The organism is Paenibacillus sp. FSL R10-2748 (genome assembly GCF_038005565.1).
Taxonomy (GTDB): domain Bacteria; phylum Bacillota; class Bacilli; order Paenibacillales; family Paenibacillaceae; genus Paenibacillus; species Paenibacillus polymyxa_B.
The window spans coordinates 261,507-281,996 of the sequence record NZ_JBBOTK010000006.1; the positions used below are offsets into that span (position 1 = coordinate 261,507).

A 20,490-nucleotide genomic window follows, 5' to 3' on the forward strand; every position below is an offset into this window, starting at 1 on the left:
AATAAACTCTCCTTCATGATGATTTAGCAATGATAGTTAAAAATTAATAGTCGAAAACTAATAAGGAACCTGATAGTACGATGTCTAACTATTTGAGTTGGGAAATTTTTTTATTCCCGTTTTATCTGTTCAAGTCCTGAGGAAAGCTTATTTAATAACGTAGCAAATAGAATATGATCTTCCTTCGTAAATTCATTCATCAAATCAGCAAAAAGCTGCATAAACAACGGAATTCTTTCCGTCATTAACTGTTTACCTTCATTAGTCAAGGAGATTGCAGTCATACGTCGATCCGTCAGCGTACTTCTCCGGATGATGCCGTCTCGTTCCAGCTTATCAATTACACTGGTTACTGTTGAACGAGTAACTCCTGAATATTCAGCCAGCTCGGATGGAGTCAATGCACGTTCATGAAGAAACAATGGCATTAAAATTTTCAGGTTGCCTACAGACAGCCCATATTCCGACAGTCTGGAAGACACTCCATTGTACACTTCATGCGCTGCCTGCACGAAAAGTACCAACGTATTCAACGATTGGGAGTCCGCATTTGGAAACTTTTCTGCCAATAAATTTATTCTCTTGGGATCAGCATTGATATTAAAATCAGAATTCAATCTGAAGCTCCCCCTCTGTAATTAGTAACCATACTATACGTCGTCAAATAGTTATGAGTCAATACCTTTTTTTGTTCGCCTAAATAAAAAAGGTCTCCATGCTCCTTTTTAGGAGTCAAGGAAACCTTTCTACCTTTAGAAAAACCGTCCCTTTTTCAGTACCAGTGGAATTCCGCCAATGATGAACAGATAGCGGAGATCCACAATTTTTTTCAATTGTGCGGCCACCCAACCTTTTATTTTGCGTTTGCCCACCACGGCGACGGCTTCGCCTTTTCCAAGAGAAGCAACCGTCCCTTTGTTGGAAAATACAAACTTGTGCAGCTCCTTTTTGCGAAGAGTAGCGGCCAGATTCTTGGCACAAAGGACCCCTTGCTGCATCGCAATTTGGGCAGTCGGTGGATAAGGACGTCCTTCGGGATTAAACATCAGGGAGCTGTCCCCGATAATAAAAATATCATCGTGGCCCGGTGCACGCAGAAAATCGTCGATTTTCACCCTTCCGCGCATCACTTCGAATCCGGCCTTCTCGATTAATCCGTTCCCACGGATCCCTCCCGTCCAGACCACCGTGCAGGCTTCGATTTTCTCCCCCTCACCAACGATTACACCATCCTGCAAGCATTCCTTAATCGGAATTCCAATGCGGAAGGTGACCCCTTTATGCTTAAGGACGTTCATCGCATACTCCACCAGCTCAGGATCGAACCCTGGCAGCGCCGTAGGAGCTGCCTCGACGTTAATGATTTGAATCCGGTTAAAATCGATGTCATAGGCTCTGGCCAGCTGTGGCAATCGATCCGCTAACTCCGCTACAAACTCAATGCCGCTAAAACCAGCGCCTCCTACGACGAAATTGAGGCGACCTGGTTTACCGTCATTTTTATACAGGGCCAGCTGGTATTCAATATGCTCACGAATCAGGCGAACCGAGTTAATACTGCGAATCGTCAGCGCGAACTTATCCATTCCCGGAATACCGAATGTTTCTGGCTCCCCGCCTAGTCCGATGACCAAATAATCGTAGGACAGCGAGCCATCCTCCAGCACGATTTTTTTCTCCTTTGGTATGATTTCCTTAACCGTTCCTTTGACTAAATCCACCTTGAACTCATCGATTAGCTGCGCAATCGGAATCCTTGAATGCTCAATCGTATCCGTACCTGCCGCAGGCATATGAAGATGTGTCGTAATATAGTGGTAATCATGTCGATTGATCAGTGTGACATCCGCTTCATTGTGCTTGAGCTCCTTTTGCAATTGCTGAGCCGTCAATATACCGCCATATCCGGCGCCCACAATGACAATTTTGGGAATACTGCTCATGCTTCTACCCCTTCCGATATACATAATCATTAATTATTCAAAGCTGTTCTCTCAAAACGGTTAATTTATACTCACAGAAAAGTCTTCATCAAATATTAATCGCTTTAACTTTGCAAGCGGAACCCAGCAGTTTATAATGATAAACAGTGAATCATGCGTTCGGCGGCTATCTGAACCTCTATGCGGCTGATTCAATATCTACAAATCCCATACTATCCCTTTCGGAGGTGTTTTAGAGTGACAGCTCAATCCACAGGTGCGGAAATCCGCGATCTGATTATTATCGGAGGCGGTCCAGCCGGTATTTTCGCCGCTTTTTACGGGGGAATGCGTCAGGCGTCCGTCACCTTAATTGAAAGTATGCCCCAACTGGGCGGCCAGCTTGCAGCCCTTTATCCTGAAAAATATATCTATGACGTCGCTGGCTTTCCTAAAGTGACTGCACAGGAACTGGTTAACAATTTGGTTCAACAAATGAACCACTTTAATCCAGAGGTGCAGCTAGAAGAGAAAGTCGTATCATTAGAGAAAAAGGAAGAACGCCACTTCATCGTAAAAACAGACAAAGGTGGCGAGTATCATGGTAAAGCGGTTATTATTACCGCTGGTGTGGGTGCTTTCGAGCCGCGCAGACTGGAGCTTCCAGGTGCCGAACGTTTTGAAAAAACGAACCTGCATTACTTTGTCAGCGACCTGAGCAAATTTGCAGGCCGAAAAGTGCTAATTAGCGGTGGTGGTGACTCTGCTGTAGACTGGGCACTTATGCTGGAACCGATTGCAGAACAGGTTACATTGATTCACCGCCGTGACAAATTCCGTGCGCATGAACACAGTGTCGAAAACCTCCTCGCTTCCAAAGTAAACGTTATTACACCAACGGAAATTACAGAATTGCATGGAGAAGACACAATTACGAAAGTCACTCTTGCTCATGTAAAAACCAAAGAAACACAGGAAATCGAAGTGGACGATGTGATCGTTAACTTTGGATTTGTATCCACACTTGGCCCGATTGCTGAATGGGGAATTGAAATCGAAAGTAACTCTATCGTGGTCGATTCTCGCCAGGAAACTAATATTCCCGGCATTTTCGCCGCTGGGGACATTACGACCTATCCAGGCAAGCTCAAGCTGATTGCGGTCGGCTTTGGTGAAGCTCCTACGGCAGTCAACAACGCCAAGGTCTATGTAGATCCAGATGCCAAGTTATCTCCTGGTCACAGCAGTAACATGAAATTGTAGTCTAGTTTAGACTATGACAAAAAAGGGTATTTTACTCCAAATTTGAATCTTTGGAGTGAAATACCCTTTTTTACGGTGTGCCTATTCGTTGCAGTGATTGTCCGTAAAGTCATCCGAACCCTGAATGACTTCACAGTCGCAGTACGAGAGCTTGTCCGGTCTAATGAAGGACTACGGCTGTATTCATCTCTAACTTTCTTTTGTGAATCTCAGCCAGCAACAGTGCAATGAAGTCACATTCAAGTTTAAGCTCGATTGCCATCTGATAGGAATCCAAAAGCATTTCATCCGTCAGCATAGCCATCCTCGACACAACCTTTCCTTTTATTTCAAAATCTATTCTATCAAAATACCAAAATCGGAACAAGCGTTCTGTTATCCACAGTCAATTGTGGAAATCCTGTGTATAAATTGTTGGTAAGTGTCGTTAACCCATATATGTGACAGGGGATAATGTGGACAATATTTATACACAGAATTTTGACGCTCGAACACAAAAAAAATATTTTTATTATTTATATAAATATATTATATTTAGCGTCTTGTTAATAGATTATATTGGAATTTTTTTAAAGAAATCAGAAATTTATTGAGGTCTTGTATTAACCTCTAAAATCCATACCCGTCCACTCTGATCAAGCCCGTAATCAAATCCCAGTTGTCCGATCCCAGGAAATCTTCTTTCCAGTACAGGAATACAGCGCTGTGTAAGTTGAATGATTTCTCGCCGCTTTTGAATAGCAAGCCGCCGGGGATATATCATCCGAAGCGCCTCTGTTCCCTTCAGCAAAGTTCCCCCTTTGCACAGATTTGTAATGACCAGTCCGGGACGAGCATGACGTGCAACCACCGCACGAAAATCCCATCTCTGCCCTTCCTTCACGACTTTGACTCGATAGTCGACAGGTCTACCTTGAATACTTGCCAGTTGGATGCCTTGTTGAATGAGATATGGACGTTGGATTCGGAGCTTATTGATTCCGAATACAAGTGCTCTAAAATGACTGAACCGATGTGTATGCTCCATACGCGTACAGGCGTATCCTCTACGCTCCTTTGCCACACGCATGACTCCGATTCCTCCGCCTCCTTTTACAGGTTTTATAAATACAAAAGCATGCCGCCGCAGCATCATGCGCAATTGATCTTCACTATATAGACAGGTTTCCGGTATATAAACGGCGGTATGTGGATGGTGCAGCAGCGCCTTCGTCTTTAGCCATTTGCTTGCAAGTTGTCTCATCTAACCCTCTCCTTTCGCCGTCAGGTATACTTATACATACTCAACAGGAAGGTTCTATTCTTGGATGATTGTCGGTGGCATGTGTCTATTTCGACAAGATCATGGCGAACGGTAGCATGCACCGAACATCACTGGTACAATGACAATAATCTACTACCATTTGCACGGAGCAGCGGAAATTACCGGCAAATCGTTTTTTCAACAAGGAGGTCAACTCATGAATAGCAAAATTGGCATCATGGACATTGGCTCAAACTCCATACGTCTGGTGATCTATGAAATGACAGAGACAGGAGCCTATCGAATTGTGCAGGAATGCAAAGAAGCTGCCCGACTGAGCGAAAAGGTTGGGGCCAACGGCCGTATGGAACGAGAGGCGATTCGAAGCATCGCTCCATTGCTGCGCCAATTTATGGCGGTATGCCATATGCACGGGGTTGTCCGTATGCGTGCAGCAGCAACAGCAGCCATCCGCAATGCCACGAATTCGGACGAAATCGTCCAATGGATCGCGGAGGAGACAAATTTAACACTGGAAATACTGAGCGGAGAGCAAGAAGGCTATGCCGGTTTTCTGGGAGTAGTGAACACTATGAATGTGAGTGACGGAATCATTATTGACATCGGGGGTGGCAGTACCGAAATTACGTTGTTCCGCGATCGAGAACGACTGCATACTGTGTCATTTCCCTTTGGCGCCGTCAATATGAATTGGCGCTTTGGACGTGAGGTCAGGAATGGCGAATGGTCTCCTCAGCAGATTGAGGAAATGGAGAGCTTTGTCCGTTCTTCCCTGCAAAATCATGATTGGATCTTCTCCAATCCGGGTCTGCCATTCATCGGGCTAGGTGGAACCCTGCGTACTTTGGCTAAAATCAATCAGAAACGACTGGATTACTCACTTCCTGTGACGCACCATTACGAAATGACGATAGAAGATGTCGATTACTTCTATGGCAGTCTGCCCCATCTGCCCTATGAAAAACGCAAAAAAACAGCCGGCCTGTCCAAGGACAGAGCCGACATCATTGTACCGGGTCTTATTATATTGAAAACGATATTTGAAGCTGCTCAAGGCTCCGCGTATTTAGTCAGTGGAGCGGGTCTGCGAGACGGCCTATTTCATGAGCTGGTCAACGCTGAACAGCCCGTGGTAGCTAATCCGCTTATCACATCCATTCGCAATATCCTTTCGTTTGCTGTCCCGGTTAGCGAAGCGCATGTCAAGCGGGTTAACGAGTACGCCGTCCGGCTCTATGACACATTAGCTGGCGGAACCTCAGCTGCTATGGACAAACGCTTGTTACTGACCGCAGCAACTCTTTACAAAACGGGAGCTGCCTTGAATTACTATCATTTCCGCCAGAATTCCGTGTTCTGGATCTTACATGCAGGCATTGGCGGTTTATCCCATAGGGAAACGGTACTAGCCGCGTTGATCGCGGATTACCATCCCAAGAACCGGACACCCCGTTTGCTACGCACACATGCGGATATTTTGGAGCCTTCCGACGAGGAACGTGTACATCGGCTCGGCTCGCTGCTCCAGCTCGCGATTGGCATGGATCGAAGTGAGTCCGGAATGATTAGCAGCATCAATCCCACTACAGGGGATGATGCACTGCATCTTCGTCTGGAAAGCAAGAGTGAACCCATATTAGAACAACGGGAGCTGGAATCAGTTGCCAAGGATTTCCAAAAGGCATGGAATCTTACATTGTCGTGGTCCATTCTACCTTCTTCCAATTTCTAACCTTCATCGCTTCAGATTGGCTCCTGATGGGAGCCTCTTTGTCGTTTCTGGACACAAATTGATAGCTGCCGTTAGGCAAAAGCTGGCGCGCCTTCACATTATCTCTTAACGATAAATGCAGAATATCTGCCAGCATTTCTTTGATCCCGTCATCATAAATCGGGCACATCAGTTCAATTCGGCGGGTCAAATTGCGCGTCATCCAATCCGCACTGGACAGAAACAACTCGGAATTGCCTCCATTTTCAAAATAAAACAATCTGGAATGTTCCAGGAAGCGGTCTACAATACTGATGACACGTATGTTCTCGCTGAATCCTTCCACACCCGGACGCAAACAGCAGACCCCTCTAATGATAAGATCAATCTTCACACCTGCTTGGGAAGCCGCATATAGTTCATCGATCATCTCCTGATTGGATAAGGAGTTGATCTTGGCAATAATCCGGGCGGGCTTACCTGCCAATGCTTGCTCAGCTTCCCTACGGATGAGTTCAAACAGCTTGTTCTTCATTCCCGTTGGAGCCACCGTAAAAGCTTGCAAAGTCTTGAGCGCAGAGAATCCCGTAATTTCATTAAACAGTTCGGAGGCATCCTCGCCAAGTACCGGATCCGACGTAAACAATCCGATATCCGTATACACGCGCGCCGTGCTTTCATTATAATTGCCTGTGCCTACGTGCACATATCGTTTGAGTGCGTTGCGCTCATGGCGTATGACAAGAATGATTTTGGCGTGCGTCTTCAAGCCAACCAGCCCATACACTACGTGACAGCCTGCTTTTTCAAGCGTACGCGCCCAGGCAATATTACGTTCCTCGTCAAAACGGGCTTTCAGCTCCACCACCACCGTTACCTGCTTGCCCGATTCGGCCGCACGTGCCAATGCCGGAATCAGCTTCGATTCTCCGTTGACACGGTACAGGGTCATTTTGATTGCCATCACATCCGGGTCCTCTGATGCCTCAATGATAAAATCAGTTACCGCATCGAATGATTCATACGGATGGTACACGAGCACGTCCCGTTTGCGAAGCACGTTGAAAATATCCTCTTGCGGGGGTAGTTCTTCCGGATACAGTGGCTTGATTGCCGGAAATTTCAAATGCGAATACCCCTCCAAATGATCGGCAAAAGACGACAAAAACGTCAGATCCAACGGCCCGTCCATCTCAAACACATGATCGAACAGCTTGAATTCGCGTTGAAGCTCCATCAGGGCATAGGGATGAATCCCTTTTTCTACTTCCAGTCTTACCGGCGCCCCCCGTCGTCTTCGACGCAGCTCTTTTTCAATCTCTTCGAGCAAATCTTCGATCTCTTCTTCATTAATGGACAAATCGGAGTTACGCGTAACACGAAAGGCATGAACCGCCTCCGGAACATATCCGGTGAACAGCGTTTGAATGTGATGCTTGATTAGTTCCTCAATTAAAATAAATGATTTCTTCTTGCTGTTCGACCGCAAAGGCACCGTAACAACACGTGGAATATTCGAAGGCACCTGCACAATGGCAAAAAGTGGTTTATCCTCCTCCGTATCCCCGGGACGTCTCAAGACGACCGCTAAATATACGTATTTATTGTGAACGAGTGGAAAAGGACGGCTCTGATCGACCGCCATCGGCGTGAGCACCGGAAATATAATTTCATGAAAATATGCATCCAGCGACTTGCGCTGTGTCGTATTTAAGTCTTCATATTCGAGCAGTAAAAGACCCTTTTTCGTCAAGAGGCGAGAAATATCACGATAGGTCCGGTATTGTTCCGATACCATTGAGACGGTACGCTTGATCAGGCGTTTGTACAAACCGGAGGGGGTATATCCCGTAAAATCCTTTTGCATAAAACCCGCCTTGATCTTCTCGCGCGTTTCTGCAACACGAACAGCCATAAACTCATCCAAATTGCTAGATACAATCGCCAAAAATTTGGCTCTCTCCAGCAACGGTGTATCTGCATCCTGAGCTTCCTGAAGCACACGGCGATTAAATTCAATCCAGCTTAAATCTCGGTTAAAGTAACGTTCTGACCCGGCTTTATCCTTATTCTGACTCTCTATCAACATATGGCCTCCATCAATTCATGCAGTATAGTTACCCTTTATTGTACTATTAGATGAAACGCACTAGCATCACAGCAGTGTAAACGCAATGTAAAATGTGTGTAAACACAAACTGGATGTTTGAAAAGGTCAATCGGATGCTTTACAAAAATAGCATTAAGCGGTACAGTGTTTACGTCTGTTTCATAGAGTAGATTGACGAACCGTTCCTTTTTCAGTTGTTTATTTTCATTATGATGTGTAGTAACCACTTAGAAGCCACGTTCAATTGCTGATTTTTAAATGGCATGATATAGGGAGGATTTACGTTATGGAACCCAAGAAAACGCCACGCGTACTGCAAAAAAACATCGAATTTTTCACCGCGGCGCTGTCTCAACACCTCGTTTCGGTCTGGCAAGAGGACCCTACAGGTGTATACTGTGAGATTGGCTGTGGATATATCGAGTTATTCAGTAGCGAGATGATTCGGGTGCGCAATCAAGATGGAACCCCAAGCCATTATGACCGCAATATTACCATGTTTCAGTTAATCACGAAGGATCAGCCGATATAATTATTATATGCTATGCCTGCGCTGTTCTTCCAGATTAGAATTGTTTTATGTTACAATTACCGATTTTCATATCTGCTGAATCCTGCAGTTTTTCCAAAAAGCGCCTCAGAGCGCTTTTTTTGTCGACTTTTTTTGAACATCGTTTCGAAAAGCAGTATGATAAGGGAGCATATTACCTAAATTTAAAGGGGAATCAACCGATGGAGCATACAACATCAGATGGACGCATCCTGGTTATGACCGCGGTTGAAGGCGAACGGGAAGCTGTACTGCGGGGCCTGAAAGGCGATACCCGTTTTGTGGTCGAGCTGGCTGGCGTGGGCGCACCGTCCGCAGCGGCTTCAACCGCGCTAGCACTGGCGGCGGCTGGTGACTACCGGCTGGTTATCAGCGCCGGAATTGGTGGCGGCTTCGTGGAGGTCGCTGCACTGGAAAGCGTCGTTGTTGCTGACGTGATCATTGCCGCCGACCTGGGTGCCGAGACGGCAGAGGGCTTCAGCAGCGTGGACGAGCTGGGTTTCGGCTCAAGCCGAATTGCCGTGAATGTTGCCACCGCGCAGCGATTCGTTCAGGCGTTGCGTGCCGCTGGACAGACAGCTGTCGCGGGGCCGATCCTGACCGTCTCTACGGCCACCGGTACGGCGGCAACAGCGGAACAGCTGGCCAAGCGCGTTCCCGGAGCTGCTGCCGAAGCGATGGAAGGCTACGGCGTAGCCGTGGCGGCAAATAGGCTGGAACTGCCGACGATGGAAATCCGCACGATTTCCAATGCTGTTGGTCCACGTGACCGTGCAGCCTGGCGGATCAAAGAGGCTTTGCAAGCGTTGGAAGCCGCATTTTCTACATTAACGGAGGTTATATAGATGCAAATTGCTTTTTCACCTTGTCCTAACGACACTTTTGTCTTCCATGCCCTGGCTCATGGATTGATTCCGGGCGCACCCGCGCTGGACATTACATTTGCCGATATCGACATCACCAACAATCTGGCGATCACACCAGACGGACTGGATATCATGAAAATTTCGTATGCTGCACTCCCTTGGGTGCTGGATGAATACGCCCTGTTGCCTTGTGGAGGCGCACTGGGCCGGGGTTGTGGCCCGCTCGTGCTGACCAAGGAAGGTTCCACCGTCGAAGGCCCGGAAGCCCTGTCTGGCAAGCGTGTAGCCGTTCCGAGTGAACGTTCCACTGCCTATCTGCTGTTCCGCCTGTGGGCAGCCAAGCATGTGCCTGGGGGTGTCGGTGAGATCGTCGTGATGCCGTTCGACCAAATCATGCCTGCTGTCCGTGACGGGGAGATAGATGCCGGACTGGTTATTCATGAAGCACGGTTCACGTATCCGTCCTACGGACTTAGTAAGCAAGTCGATCTGGGGAACTGGTGGGAAGAAGATACAGGGCTGCCGATCCCGCTCGGAGCTATCATTGCCCGCCGTACGCTGGATCTGGATGCGATCACAAACTGGATACGCGCCTCTGTCGAATATGCTTGGAAGCATCCTGAAGCTTCGCGTGAATATGTATTGTCTCATGCGCAGGAACTTTCACCCGATGTTGCCCAATCGCATATCGACCTTTACGTAAACGATTTTACCGCCAATCTGGGCGACAGCGGATATGCCGCCATTGAAGCTTTGCTTGGTCGCGCTGCGCAGGAAGGGCTGGTACCTTCGTTTGATTTAGCTCTTCTGCGCCCTACTTCCACAACAACACGTTAAAAGGGACAGACATGCTATGCATGTTTTCATGCTGAATAGAGTAGTTTAAACATATAAAACCTCCCGAACGAGCACATGGCCTAGCCATGCGCCCCATTCGGGAGGTTTTATCATTTCATATGGCGAATCCTCATTCGGACTCGCTTGATCCTTTATTCTTAGTTCTGTTCCTGCTCTACAACCTCGGTCTTAAATACGTTATCCAGTTTGGTACCCAATCTTTTGACCAGCGGCACCTTGATATCCCGGCTCAGCTCCTTGAAAAAAGCGTCCATGTCACAATTAATCTTATCCAACACGACCTTCACGGTGCCCTCTGCCAAGATCTGCTCATTCAGATCCTCCGGTACGGTAACCGAGATATCATACTTCTTGCTTAACGTTTTAATGTACCGGGTAAAGATTTCGATAAGCTCCTCATTGTTGAACTTCTCAACTGCAACTTGCCCTTTGTTGGTAAATTTCAAATTCACTCTCACGTTAGCATTTCCCCTTTTCCTTTTGACCATTTATTTTGGATAAACGTTGAACCTTTCAGAGGCTCTTCAAAGAAAGGGCCTTACCGGTCGTTTTAGACTCTTGTCCTTTGATATACTAAGTATAACACATTAAGGCCGTTTTCATTTCCCAACTTGTCGTTTTATGATAAAAAATGATACAATTTGCGCATTTTCAGCATAAATTCTTTCTTTTCATGCCAATCATTAGAAATAGTTTATACACAAATACACAAAAAAACGCCTATCTCGCAAAAGAAAGACGTTTCCGTATAGATGCCTAAGTGGTATGCATTTACAGAGGTTTCGTACATTCCCAACCGTGTGAACGATACTCACGCACAGCGTCTCGTATATCCTCAATATCATCAGAATGCAGCAAAACGGCAGGTAGAATTACCCAATATTCATTCTCCGCTAGATCAATAAATACGTCCTCGACATCGTAATATTGCATATCGCCAAATGCCGTATCCCTAATTTTCTGTCCAACCAAAGGTGTAAACTGGGAATCAAATGTTTTCATCACCTTCGTATATTCCTTCACGCCCGTTGCCGAGATCTGCTGTGAAATAATGACGCTCAATGCCGTTACCTCCCTGACCTAATAATGCTCATTATACCCTTCTCTTAGACCTTCTACAAAACCTTGCGCAAAAAAAATCATAAAAATCAATAGGCCGATGCCAATAGCAACGGAGCTGATTACAATAATGAAAATGCCCTGCGTGTTTCTTTGCTCCATTCGTTTCGTTAAAATTCCGAAAACCAAACCTAAGACACCCAACAATCCTCCAAAGACAAAAAAACTAAATACGAACCCCAAACCTGCAAAAATCCAGCCAAATAGAGCGAGCACCCAGCCCTGCGGCTGTGGCTCACTCTGTTTCATCTGCCAGCGTTCCCTCGCTGTAGGTGTATATCTGTCCATTCCTTAGCTCCCCCGCTCCACTTGCATTCCTTAAGACAAAAATTCGCTCGCCTTCTCCCGGTGGACAGGCTTGATATGCATGTCCAACACTTTCAAAGCTGCTAGCACAACCCCCGCATCATCTGTAAAACCCAACATCGGAATAACATCTGATATAGCATCTAATGGAGAAATAAAATACGCCAAGGCTCCGAATGCTACCCCTTTGGCATACAGAGGCGTTTCAGGATCTATCGCACAATAGTACATAGCCACCGCATCTTTCACAAAGGGAACTTTTCCAGCCGTGGACTTCACCTTGTTGAAAAATCCCTTTTTCACCTGTTCTTCCTGTTTTGGATCATACTTGGCTTTGGTTACGTCAAAATCCTTCATTAGGTTCCTCCTATTGCTGACTGGTGAGTTTGAAAGTGCCACCTTCCCGCTTACCAAGCGGATAATTTTGAACCGTCATTTTCACTAACTCAACAGACTTATAGTCATATTTTACTATGACCTCCTTTGATATTCTAGTATATTTTTCCTATTCCTTGCTCCAATGTATTTGTACAGGCTTTTGCTTACGATTCCAGAACAAACTAAACGACCTTTCCCATTAAAATTTCGAGAAAAGGCCGTTACTAAAACAATATGAATCTTTTACTGTTTACCGTTGCTATAAATCGTGCTTAACTTGGATGTTGCTCTGATGCCATTTGGACCTTCAATAATGGCATGTCCTTGTTCAGTATAGCTCGATCCTGCCCAGTCGTTTGACATATCCAAATATTCTAGACCTGATCCATTTCCTTTCCAAGACCATCCGAGATAACCTACACCTTTTTGTTGGGCATAACTCATAATGGTGGCCTCGTCAACATCACCATTTGTATGCTTGATTCCGAATTCTCCAATGATGAGAGCTAGATTTTTGTTTAATACATTGTCAATATTGCTTTTTACTGTTTCGGCATTTCCCCCAGCGTATTCGTACATATGAATGGAAAACATCGTATTTTTAAGCGGATCGGCATCAAACACTTGCGTTCCGTAGTCAAAAATCGACTTCGGATATTGCCCCCACCCAGCGGCGTCAACCATAATGGTATTTTTGATGCCAGCATTTCTTAGCTTTGGAATAACTGATTTATACCCCTGTGCCCAGCCGTTCCCATCCCAAGTACCAAACCATTCATTCGCGATGTTGAGAATGACTGTATTTTCTTTTCCAATCAGTGCACTTTTCATTTCAATCCAGTAATCTGCGATTTTATTCAACACAGCAGCATTATCATTTCCCGTACCATCATGTACTTCAAGGATAACAACCAATTTGTTTTGTTCTGATAAAGTGATCAGGTTTTGCAACGCTGACAAATCATCTTTCGTCCATTGTTGACCGTCAGACAACACGATTCTAATCGTGTTCGCTCCGGTTTTGGCAATTGCAGGTATCGCAACTGACTCTTGACCTTTGTACCAAGTGTAAGCGTGATTAATTCCTCTCATGACAAAGGGATTTCCGTTGCCATCATAAAGCGTCGTACCTTTAACATAAAATCCTGTATTTTGAGAGGAGTCGGAATTTGTTGTTACTTTTAAGACATTACTTGGTTCCGAAATATTGCCTGCTGCATCTTTCGCTTTTACAGTGAAGTTGTAGGATGTGTTCGCAGTGAGACCCGTCACTGTATAACTTGTTGTGGTGCTCGTGCCTACCAGATCTGTTCCGTTATAAATAACGTAGCCAGTTACACCTACATTGTCTATTGAGGTCGTCCATGTAAGAGTGACAGATGTGCTCGTCTTGGATGAGCTTTGGAGGTTTGTTGGGGCGGTTGGAGGTGTCGTATCTGTTGTCGTATCAATCTGTGTGAATCTCCACCTTTGCTGAGCGCTACCGTTGTCGGCCCATTGTTGAACGTTTGCACCGTCATGGGTATAACCACCGACAACATCCAATGCTTTACCACTAGATTGCGAGATCAGCTTATAATATCCACCACCAACGTCAATGATTTTCCATTTTTGCTGAGCGTTCCCGTTGTCTGTCCATTGTTGAACGTTCGCTCCGTCATGGGTATTACCACCGGCTACATCCAATGCTTTGCCACTAGATTGCGAGATCAGCTTATAATATCCACCACCGACGTCAACCACTCTCCACTTCTGTTGCTCCTTTCCGTTATCGGTCCATTGTTGAACATTCGCTCCGTCATCCTTTGATCCCCCTTCAACTTCCAGGCTTTTTCCGCTATGCTGTGCAGTAATTTTGTAAACAGCATCTGAAATAATATCCGATTGGGCAGACGGTGTTGAATCAAGCGCTAGATTAGTAACTCCATCATTGTTAGCGCTTACAATCATGGTCGGCAATATATAAACAAGCATACTCAACGAGATCAAACACGACAATAACTTCTTCATTTTGTAACCTCCAGGTAACCAGCGTTACAATTCACCGTTTGCTCGAAGTTTCCAACATTTCTATTTAACTGCATCTCGACTTACCCCTCTCCCTTAGCTTATATATTCAAATTTCCATCCCTTAGGCACGTACTACGATCTCTCCCTTCCGGCCATAATTCGGAAAAGAAAAAAGAACCAAAAAGAGCTCTATCCTAATATTAGGTAAACGTTTTCAATTATTCCAAACTAATTATGTGATTGGGAAATGAATTCTTACTCATTCTAGTTTACGTTATACTAAATGTCAATTGTTAGCATAACAAAAATACGTAAAATACAATCATTATAAAAAACAAACATCCTATAAACATAACAAATTAGTGATATTGAGTACCACGTTTCTTTTATCACCTCTTTTTTTGCTCTAAAATATTATATTCATTGAATTCTTTACATAAGAACGAGAACTATAAAAAAACAAAAAAACCTTTAACGTCATTTTGTTAGTTTAATGTTTTTTATAACAGTACATCTTGTTAGCTAATTTGGTACGACAAACCTCTTTGAAAATCATAGTCAAAAAAAGCACGCTATATTGGTGCTTCCAATATGCGTGCATGAAAGAAGTTATTGAAGTTCTTCCTGATCCATCGCCCCCGTTAATCCTCAAATGTCTCACCGTTCTGATACTTGGTTGATAACTCTATTCTTTCTTTAATATTTACCAGATACACACTGCCTGCAATCAGCACCAGTCCCACAACAAACGTCAAAGTAAGTGATTCCTTGAGCATTACCATACTAAAGACCGTGGACAACACCGGTATCATAAACGTATAGGAGCCGACGGTTCCTGCATCTCCGTTATCGATCAGTTTAAAATAAATCATCCAGCCCATCGCAATCACGAATATCGAAATAAACAATAAAATCGCGATAAAGGAGGTAGTCCAGTGAATATCGCTCCATTTCTCGGTCGTAAATCCAATCCCATTGAGTATGATCCCCCCAAAAATGAGCTGCATCGTCACCGCCCAAATGGAGTCCAATTGATTGCTTTTTTTCTTCATATAAATCGTTCCGAGCGCCCAGCACAGTCCTGAAGCTAGCCCCAACACAATGCCCAGTACCGACAAATGCCCTGCCATCCCACCAGAGCTAATCACGATCACCCCGCCAAAACCCAGTACCAGTCCAATGACCTTCAGGGGAAACATACGCTCCCCCAACCACATCCAAGAGAATAATCCCAACAAGATCGGCTGAAGGAACACTAAAGTGGAAAATAACCCAGCAGGCAAATAACGTAGCCCTACCGTCTGCAAGCCATAGTAGCCTGCAATATTAAATATGGCCAGCACAAGATAAGTCCACGCATTCTGTCTAAAGCGCAAGGTTTCCCGGTGACGCATAGCGAACAATAGCAGAATCACACCACCCAGTAGGGTACGGATTCCTGAAAAAAATATCGGCGGTGTATCTGGCAAAGCCAGCTTGGTCAACGGCCAGTTGATCCCCCATACCATCACTAATATCAAGACAAGCCACAGTGTAGCTTTAGGTGTTAATTTTTTCATAGATATCTTCTCTCCCTTAGATTTTCATCGTTCATTGCTACCGACTAAAATCTGAATAGCCGTTTGCAAAGTTTTGCTTTACTAGCGTATACTGTGATCACTAATAAATAAAATGAATGTTTTCAATAAGGGAGATAACTTTTCACTTATGACCATTACTCAAATTATGATCTTCGTTCGCGTAGCTGAAACGCTAAGCTTCACCCAAACTGCCCATGAGCTGCATATGACGCAGCCCGCGGTCAGCCATGCCATCGCCAGCATCGAAAACGAGCTGGATGTCCAGCTATTGCTGCGCGACCGAAAAAAAGGAGTGCTGCTGACCGATATCGGGAACAAGGTACTGCTGCAATTCCGTATGATGCTGCAAAGCATGGAAAAGGTACAGCAGCAGGTGGCTGCTGAAAAAGGTCTAGACGTGGGCACGATCACGATCGGTGCCTTTCCTTCTGCCTCAGCCTATTTTCTGCCCCCGATTATTCATCATATTCGTCAGCATTATCCGAACCTTGTTTTCGACCTACATGAAGGCTCCACGAATGAAGTCAAGGAGTGGGTTCATACCAGAGAAATCGAAGCGGGTATCATCCTGTTACCAGACCCTCAGGTAGATGTCATCCCTTTATGTCAGGATGACATGGTTATTCTCCTGCCAGACGGTCACCCTCTGCAATCGCACAACAAAATCGCCATTCGAGACTTGAATGAGCAGGATATGATCTTTTGTAAAGGTGGACATGAGGTCGCCATTATGGAAGGTTTTGAACGCGAACAAAGTCAGTTGCAGGCACAATTCATTACTCATAATATCAGCACCTTGGTCAGCATGGTTCGACAAGGACTGGGTATGGGCATTGTCTCTTCACTCGCCTTGTCCACGTTCCCCCATGATCTGACCGTCAAGGAGACTTCACCTCTGATCACACGCCAAATCGGTATCGCTGTACCATCCCTGCATAATGCTTCACTTGCTGTACAGTTATTTGTGCGAACCGCGCAGGAGCTATTTACGGATTCGAAGCAGTAGAAGCATTGGATCATGATCATAAGGAGGTCTATTCATATGCAGAGAAATCAAATCATTCGACCAAATAGCTAAATTTCTAACCCATTTCAGGTGGTTTTAGGGAAAGACGGAAACAATTCGTGGGGCCGAAACAATTGGTTGCCTATGCTGGACTACGACAAAGAGCAAATCAAAAATTAAAGGTCTATTAAGAAAAGAAAAAGAAAGAAGGCAAGCCTTACAAGGTAGCTGGGATCGCCTGCGCCAACAAGTTTTTACATCACATATAATACATTAATTCCACTGGTATATTATTCTAGTGCGGCGGGTAACCTATATGTTGAATACCTGCAATTTTTAAACTAGGAGGCTTTTGCATGAATGGCCATCTCGTTATTTTGATCAGAAGTTTCTCTGCATTCGTTATCCTCATGCTAATTGGGAGAATACTGGGGAAGCAAACCCTCTCCAATATGAACTTTCACGAATTCGTGACGGCGGTCATATTAGGGGCTATAGCAGCCAACTTTGCCTTTAACGAAAAAATAGAAGTTGTCCACCTATTAATAGCCCTGTCTGTTTTTACAATTACTTCTTATGTTTTATCCAAGTTTTTTTTGAAATTCAGAAACTTTAAGATGTGGACAGAGGGAGCACCCACCGTGCTCATAGAAGGAGGGTTCATTCTCGAAGATAACTTAAAAAAAAATAATATGACATTAGATTCTTTAAATCAACAGCTTCGCCAGAAAGAAATTTTTAATATAGAAGAAGTGGAGTACGCCCTCCTTGAGATTAACGGAAAACTATCTGTTCAAAAGAAAAAGGAACTGCAAGCCGTGACATTAAAAGACCTGCAGTTGAATGCAGGTAATGCCACACAGTTCCCAATTGAGCTTGTAATCGACGGACAGCTTTTACATGGCAATTTAAACTCCAATCATATTCCCGAATCATGGCTGCTGTCTCAACTGAAGGCACGCGACAAAAAGTTAGAGGACGTATTCTATGCCGTTAAAGGCAGCAACGGCCAACTCTATGTGGATGAATATAAGGATAAAATCCAGCATCCAATTGATGTGGAGTAGTATTGACTTTCGATCAATAGTTACCTGAGATTCAACGTAATCAGATAATTGTATTTGGCAGCGTGCTTAAGCTCATCCAATATGATACCGTACACCGTGTCCTTATAGATGCCAGCAGGCAATCCAAACCAGATGTTGCGGTATCGTTCCACCGCACCCAACTCCCCCATCAAGGCGCGCTGTAAACCTTCTGTATAAGATTGCACCCTCTCATATTGCTCACTACTGATGCCTGCAATTTCTTGTCCTGTCAAAGCCCGATACATCTCTCTGAACATTTTATTGTGGCCGCGCTCATCGTTACGGATGCTTTCAATAATAGCCACCTGCTCTTGTGAGGGAGCCAAATTGATCAATTCATCGTAGAACAACTCATCGTTACGCTCCCCTTGTACCGCTTCCTTTATCATTTGTACTGCTTTCGGAAATCCTGTGTTCCAGATAGGTACAAAATTGGCCCGCATATAGTATGAATTTCCCCAGTAAGAAGGTACTTGATACAAGTTTATCTCCTCCCGATGTTAGTTTTTAGAAAGTATATGCGCATCTGCCCATGTCGGTTCCTAACATTAGGAAAAATGACTGTTTCGCACACTCCTAGTCGCCCTTTTCTAGTGAAGTAATGCTAGTGGCTATTTGACTTACCAACATACTGGGTTGATTATACTGATGATAGCTAACACAGGGGAAGAACTCACTAAAAAATTAATTACGATTTGTGTCATAGTTGAAAGTGCTGCATCTATTGCTATAAGCTACAGAGAAATAGACGAGAGACTCCTTGACAAACATTAGCTGGTTTTCTTGTCTTAATATAGTCTACTAAAAAAACAAATAGGAGTTTTCCATAAACGGAAAACTCTTTCGCACTTTAAACAATCTGCTTCTATACTTTCTTCAATGTCGGACCAATCCACCAGCCAAATCATCCCATCGCCAAGAAACCTCATGTCCATGGAGATGCAGCCCCCCAAACCACTCGTCGATCCCTTGAACTGCAATGCGGTCCGCTGATCCATTCAGTACCTCATTACCCAACTCTGTCAGAATTACCTTTCGGTTCAGAAAATCCGGAATTTGTCTGAAATCCAAGCTGGCCTCATCCCCGTCAATGATCAGCAAAGGATGTTCGCCTTGCGCCAAAGCACGAATAAATTTCCAGTATTCGAGATCACCCATCCCAAGCACATGCAGGACGTCAGTTACCTGACGAAACAATTCCAATGGCGTATTCACTCCATTATGAACGGCCTGAAGCGTGGTCTGTTCCACAACGCCAAGACCATTCTGCTCCGAGGGCAGCCGCTTGAGATGCGCTGTGAAAGCTTCATAGGCAAAAGGCAGGCCGGATGCTGCCAATTCTGCCTTCTTGTTTTCCAGCAGATTAGCCATTTGAACAGGATCAGGAGAAGCATACGCCTGCCAAAGCTCGCTTCCGAGTTCCATTTCTTGCCGCCCAATAGTCCGCCAGGTACCGGATAATGTCTGAAGCTGTGCCGGAGTGAGCTGTCCCAGACCATGGAACCGTTCGATTCCCGGAAACTCCCCGATACAGAGCAGGCTCAGCTTCGTGCGGCCCAGTTTCTGTCTTTTGAACCAGTGGAGCAGATAGGCGAGCATGCTCTGATCAAACAGGTCATGCTCAAACCACAACACGACTTCATCATACTTAATAAACTCACGAAGTTTCTGCTCTTGTTTCTCACACCCCGTAATATATTTGCTGGCCGGAATACCCATCGTTTCTTCCAGGACCTGGGCCCGCAGTGCCCGTTCTTCCGCCCCCGCTGGATTTGCAAATATCGGTCCTGCCGGATATACCTCTCTCCATACAAGCACATCACCCTGTACAACACCCTGCTTCAACATCTCGCCTACAACATCACCGTTAACAATATGCAGCATGTTTTGCCCTCCCTCATACAAATGATTGAATACGGAAACAAGGTCGGCTACCGGGAGTGTACCTTTCAACTTTCGGCGGGCATCGTGCAGCCGCTTCTTAAGCGTCGGGACCGGAGTGCCCAGATAATCCGAAATTTCCTGCAGAGAGTAGCCGTAAAAATAAAACAATCGCAGAGGCACGCGCAGCTTGGCAGACAGTGCCTTCACCGATTGTTGCAGAACTTGGCTCTCCTCCCTACGCTCCGCAATTTCTGCTAAACCCGGTACTCCTCCGGAAACCTGCACAGCCTCATCCAGAGGAAGCATCGAATGATGCTTGCGCCGCAGCATCCGCTGGCACTGTCTTACGACAATGGTCTTGAACCAGCCTGGAAAAGCGGACGGGGTCTGCAGTTTCTCCAGATTCTGATAAGCCTCTATGAACGCATCCTGCACGGCATCTTCCGCGAGATGAACATCCTTCAGCATGTCATAGGACACCGCATAGGCCATCCCGCGAAAATGCAGCATCAGCTGACCGAACGCTTCCGCATCCCCTAGCCGCGCCTTTTCAACCCACTCCCTCATACGTTCCT

Annotated in this window: 20 protein-coding genes; 7 read left to right on the forward strand and 13 right to left on the reverse strand. The window is 45.3% G+C overall.

Annotated elements, in window-relative coordinates:
• Positions 1-110: 110 nt before the first annotated feature.
• Positions 111-617 (reverse strand): MarR family winged helix-turn-helix transcriptional regulator, encoded by a 507-nt coding sequence (locus NSS66_RS19355; RefSeq protein WP_023990155.1) that lies wholly within the window; start codon positions 615-617, stop codon positions 111-113.
• A gap of 135 nt (positions 618-752) precedes the next feature.
• Entirely contained in the window at positions 753-1,943 is a 1,191-nt protein-coding gene (locus NSS66_RS19360; RefSeq protein WP_053326050.1) for an NAD(P)/FAD-dependent oxidoreductase, read from the reverse strand.
• 237 nt (positions 1,944-2,180) lie between these two features.
• Here NSS66_RS19360 and NSS66_RS19365 point away from each other — a divergent pair, with 237 nt between their 5' ends.
• Positions 2,181-3,185, forward strand: a complete 1,005-nt coding sequence (locus NSS66_RS19365; protein ID WP_023990157.1) for an NAD(P)/FAD-dependent oxidoreductase — start codon at positions 2,181-2,183, stop codon at positions 3,183-3,185.
• Positions 3,186-3,345: 160 nt separating this feature from the next.
• On the opposite strand, the gene NSS66_RS19370 is transcribed toward NSS66_RS19365, so the two are convergent.
• Together NSS66_RS19370 and NSS66_RS19375 are read right to left on the reverse strand one after the other, a co-directional pair.
• Positions 3,346-3,489 (reverse strand): sporulation histidine kinase inhibitor Sda, encoded by a 144-nt coding sequence (locus NSS66_RS19370; RefSeq protein WP_023990158.1) that lies wholly within the window; start codon positions 3,487-3,489, stop codon positions 3,346-3,348.
• Positions 3,490-3,771: 282 nt separating this feature from the next.
• Positions 3,772-4,428, reverse strand: a complete 657-nt coding sequence (locus NSS66_RS19375) for a YheC/YheD family protein (protein WP_023990160.1) — start codon at positions 4,426-4,428, stop codon at positions 3,772-3,774.
• 217 nt (positions 4,429-4,645) lie between these two features.
• Here NSS66_RS19375 and NSS66_RS19380 point away from each other — a divergent pair, with 217 nt between their 5' ends.
• Positions 4,646-6,181, forward strand: coding sequence for a Ppx/GppA phosphatase family protein (locus NSS66_RS19380; RefSeq protein WP_340959576.1), 1,536 nt, complete (start codon positions 4,646-4,648; stop codon positions 6,179-6,181).
• Here NSS66_RS19380 and ppk1 read toward each other — a convergent pair.
• Positions 6,141-8,249: a polyphosphate kinase 1 gene (gene ppk1 / locus NSS66_RS19385; protein ID WP_025724043.1), complete on the reverse strand. Its 2,109-nt coding sequence runs from the start codon at positions 8,247-8,249 to the stop codon at positions 6,141-6,143. The genes NSS66_RS19380 and ppk1 overlap by 41 nt on opposite strands.
• Before the next feature lie 307 nt (positions 8,250-8,556).
• Between ppk1 and NSS66_RS19390 the strand changes: the two genes are divergently transcribed.
• The 3 genes from NSS66_RS19390 (at position 8,557) to NSS66_RS19400 (ending at position 10,523) form a co-directional block, all read left to right on the forward strand.
• The gene (locus NSS66_RS19390) at positions 8,557-8,802 is read left to right on the forward strand and encodes a hypothetical protein (protein ID WP_007431922.1); all 246 of its coding nucleotides are present in this window, start codon (positions 8,557-8,559) and stop codon (positions 8,800-8,802) included.
• A gap of 200 nt (positions 8,803-9,002) precedes the next feature.
• The gene (locus NSS66_RS19395; protein WP_340959614.1) at positions 9,003-9,665 is read left to right on the forward strand and encodes a futalosine hydrolase; all 663 of its coding nucleotides are present in this window, start codon (positions 9,003-9,005) and stop codon (positions 9,663-9,665) included.
• A complete protein-coding gene (locus NSS66_RS19400; RefSeq protein WP_340959577.1) occupies positions 9,666-10,523 on the forward strand; it encodes a 1,4-dihydroxy-6-naphthoate synthase in 858 nt (285 codons plus the stop codon).
• 158 nt (positions 10,524-10,681) lie between these two features.
• On the opposite strand, the gene NSS66_RS19405 is transcribed toward NSS66_RS19400, so the two are convergent.
• The 6 genes from NSS66_RS19405 to NSS66_RS19430 all read right to left on the reverse strand — a co-directional run bounded on the left by NSS66_RS19405 (position 10,682) and on the right by NSS66_RS19430 (position 15,916).
• Positions 10,682-11,002 (reverse strand): hypothetical protein, encoded by a 321-nt coding sequence (locus NSS66_RS19405; RefSeq protein ID WP_014277849.1) that lies wholly within the window; start codon positions 11,000-11,002, stop codon positions 10,682-10,684.
• A 313-nt stretch (positions 11,003-11,315) separates the two neighbouring features.
• Positions 11,316-11,606 (reverse strand): hypothetical protein, encoded by a 291-nt coding sequence (locus NSS66_RS19410; protein ID WP_013311821.1) that lies wholly within the window; start codon positions 11,604-11,606, stop codon positions 11,316-11,318.
• A gap of 18 nt (positions 11,607-11,624) precedes the next feature.
• Positions 11,625-11,951, reverse strand: a complete 327-nt coding sequence (locus tag NSS66_RS19415) for a hypothetical protein (protein ID WP_025723578.1) — start codon at positions 11,949-11,951, stop codon at positions 11,625-11,627.
• Positions 11,952-11,981: 30 nt separating this feature from the next.
• Positions 11,982-12,326 carry a YkvA family protein gene (locus NSS66_RS19420; protein ID WP_013311822.1) on the reverse strand — a complete coding sequence of 115 codons (345 nt, stop codon included), beginning with the start codon at positions 12,324-12,326 and terminating at the stop codon, positions 11,982-11,984.
• Between the two features lie 264 nt (positions 12,327-12,590).
• Positions 12,591-14,357, reverse strand: coding sequence for an RICIN domain-containing protein (locus tag NSS66_RS19425; protein ID WP_340959578.1), 1,767 nt, complete (start codon positions 14,355-14,357; stop codon positions 12,591-12,593).
• 641 nt (positions 14,358-14,998) lie between these two features.
• On the reverse strand, positions 14,999-15,916 hold the full coding sequence (locus NSS66_RS19430) for a DMT family transporter (protein WP_028541440.1): 918 nt from the start codon (positions 15,914-15,916) through the stop codon (positions 14,999-15,001).
• A gap of 148 nt (positions 15,917-16,064) precedes the next feature.
• On the opposite strand from NSS66_RS19430, the gene NSS66_RS19435 reads away from it, so the two are divergent.
• Together NSS66_RS19435 and NSS66_RS19440 are read left to right on the forward strand one after the other, a co-directional pair.
• Positions 16,065-16,943, forward strand: a complete 879-nt coding sequence (locus NSS66_RS19435) for a LysR family transcriptional regulator (protein ID WP_071642816.1) — start codon at positions 16,065-16,067, stop codon at positions 16,941-16,943.
• A 356-nt stretch (positions 16,944-17,299) separates the two neighbouring features.
• The gene (locus NSS66_RS19440; RefSeq protein ID WP_028541438.1) at positions 17,300-18,010 is read left to right on the forward strand and encodes a DUF421 domain-containing protein; all 711 of its coding nucleotides are present in this window, start codon (positions 17,300-17,302) and stop codon (positions 18,008-18,010) included.
• Between the two features lie 20 nt (positions 18,011-18,030).
• On the opposite strand, the gene NSS66_RS19445 is transcribed toward NSS66_RS19440, so the two are convergent.
• Together NSS66_RS19445 and NSS66_RS19450 are read right to left on the reverse strand one after the other, a co-directional pair.
• Positions 18,031-18,474, reverse strand: coding sequence for a ferritin-like domain-containing protein (locus NSS66_RS19445; protein ID WP_049828413.1), 444 nt, complete (start codon positions 18,472-18,474; stop codon positions 18,031-18,033).
• A 433-nt stretch (positions 18,475-18,907) separates the two neighbouring features.
• Complete coding sequence (locus NSS66_RS19450) at positions 18,908-20,482, reverse strand: sigma-70 family RNA polymerase sigma factor (protein ID WP_340959582.1); 1,575 nt, start codon at positions 20,480-20,482, stop codon at positions 18,908-18,910.
• Between the last annotated feature and the right edge of the window lie 8 nt (positions 20,483-20,490).

What these genes read in the sequence shown, in the direction of transcription:
- NSS66_RS19440 (WP_028541438.1), top strand. Translation starts at nt 17,300, where the DNA reads ATGAATGGCCATCTCGTTATTTTGATCAGAAGTTTCTCTGCATTCGTT.
- NSS66_RS19445 (WP_049828413.1), bottom strand. Translation starts at nt 18,474, where the DNA reads ATGCGGGCCAATTTTGTACCTATCTGGAACACAGGATTTCCGAAAGCA.
- NSS66_RS19390 (WP_007431922.1), top strand. Translation starts at nt 8,557, where the DNA reads ATGGAACCCAAGAAAACGCCACGCGTACTGCAAAAAAACATCGAATTT.
- NSS66_RS19450 (WP_340959582.1), bottom strand. Translation starts at nt 20,482, where the DNA reads ATGAGGGAGTGGGTTGAAAAGGCGCGGCTAGGGGATGCGGAAGCGTTC.
- NSS66_RS19400 (WP_340959577.1), top strand. Translation starts at nt 9,666, where the DNA reads ATGCAAATTGCTTTTTCACCTTGTCCTAACGACACTTTTGTCTTCCAT.
- NSS66_RS19415 (WP_025723578.1), bottom strand. Translation starts at nt 11,951, where the DNA reads ATGGACAGATATACACCTACAGCGAGGGAACGCTGGCAGATGAAACAG.
- NSS66_RS19435 (WP_071642816.1), top strand. Translation starts at nt 16,065, where the DNA reads ATGACCATTACTCAAATTATGATCTTCGTTCGCGTAGCTGAAACGCTA.
- ppk1 (WP_025724043.1), bottom strand. Translation starts at nt 8,249, where the DNA reads ATGTTGATAGAGAGTCAGAATAAGGATAAAGCCGGGTCAGAACGTTAC.
- NSS66_RS19370 (WP_023990158.1), bottom strand. Translation starts at nt 3,489, where the DNA reads ATGGCTATGCTGACGGATGAAATGCTTTTGGATTCCTATCAGATGGCA.
- NSS66_RS19360 (WP_053326050.1), bottom strand. Translation starts at nt 1,943, where the DNA reads ATGAGCAGTATTCCCAAAATTGTCATTGTGGGCGCCGGATATGGCGGT.
- NSS66_RS19430 (WP_028541440.1), bottom strand. Translation starts at nt 15,916, where the DNA reads ATGAAAAAATTAACACCTAAAGCTACACTGTGGCTTGTCTTGATATTA.
- NSS66_RS19380 (WP_340959576.1), top strand. Translation starts at nt 4,646, where the DNA reads ATGAATAGCAAAATTGGCATCATGGACATTGGCTCAAACTCCATACGT.
- NSS66_RS19375 (WP_023990160.1), bottom strand. Translation starts at nt 4,428, where the DNA reads ATGAGACAACTTGCAAGCAAATGGCTAAAGACGAAGGCGCTGCTGCAC.
- NSS66_RS19425 (WP_340959578.1), bottom strand. Translation starts at nt 14,357, where the DNA reads ATGAAGAAGTTATTGTCGTGTTTGATCTCGTTGAGTATGCTTGTTTAT.
- NSS66_RS19420 (WP_013311822.1), bottom strand. Translation starts at nt 12,326, where the DNA reads ATGAAGGATTTTGACGTAACCAAAGCCAAGTATGATCCAAAACAGGAA.
- NSS66_RS19395 (WP_340959614.1), top strand. Translation starts at nt 9,003, where the DNA reads ATGGAGCATACAACATCAGATGGACGCATCCTGGTTATGACCGCGGTT.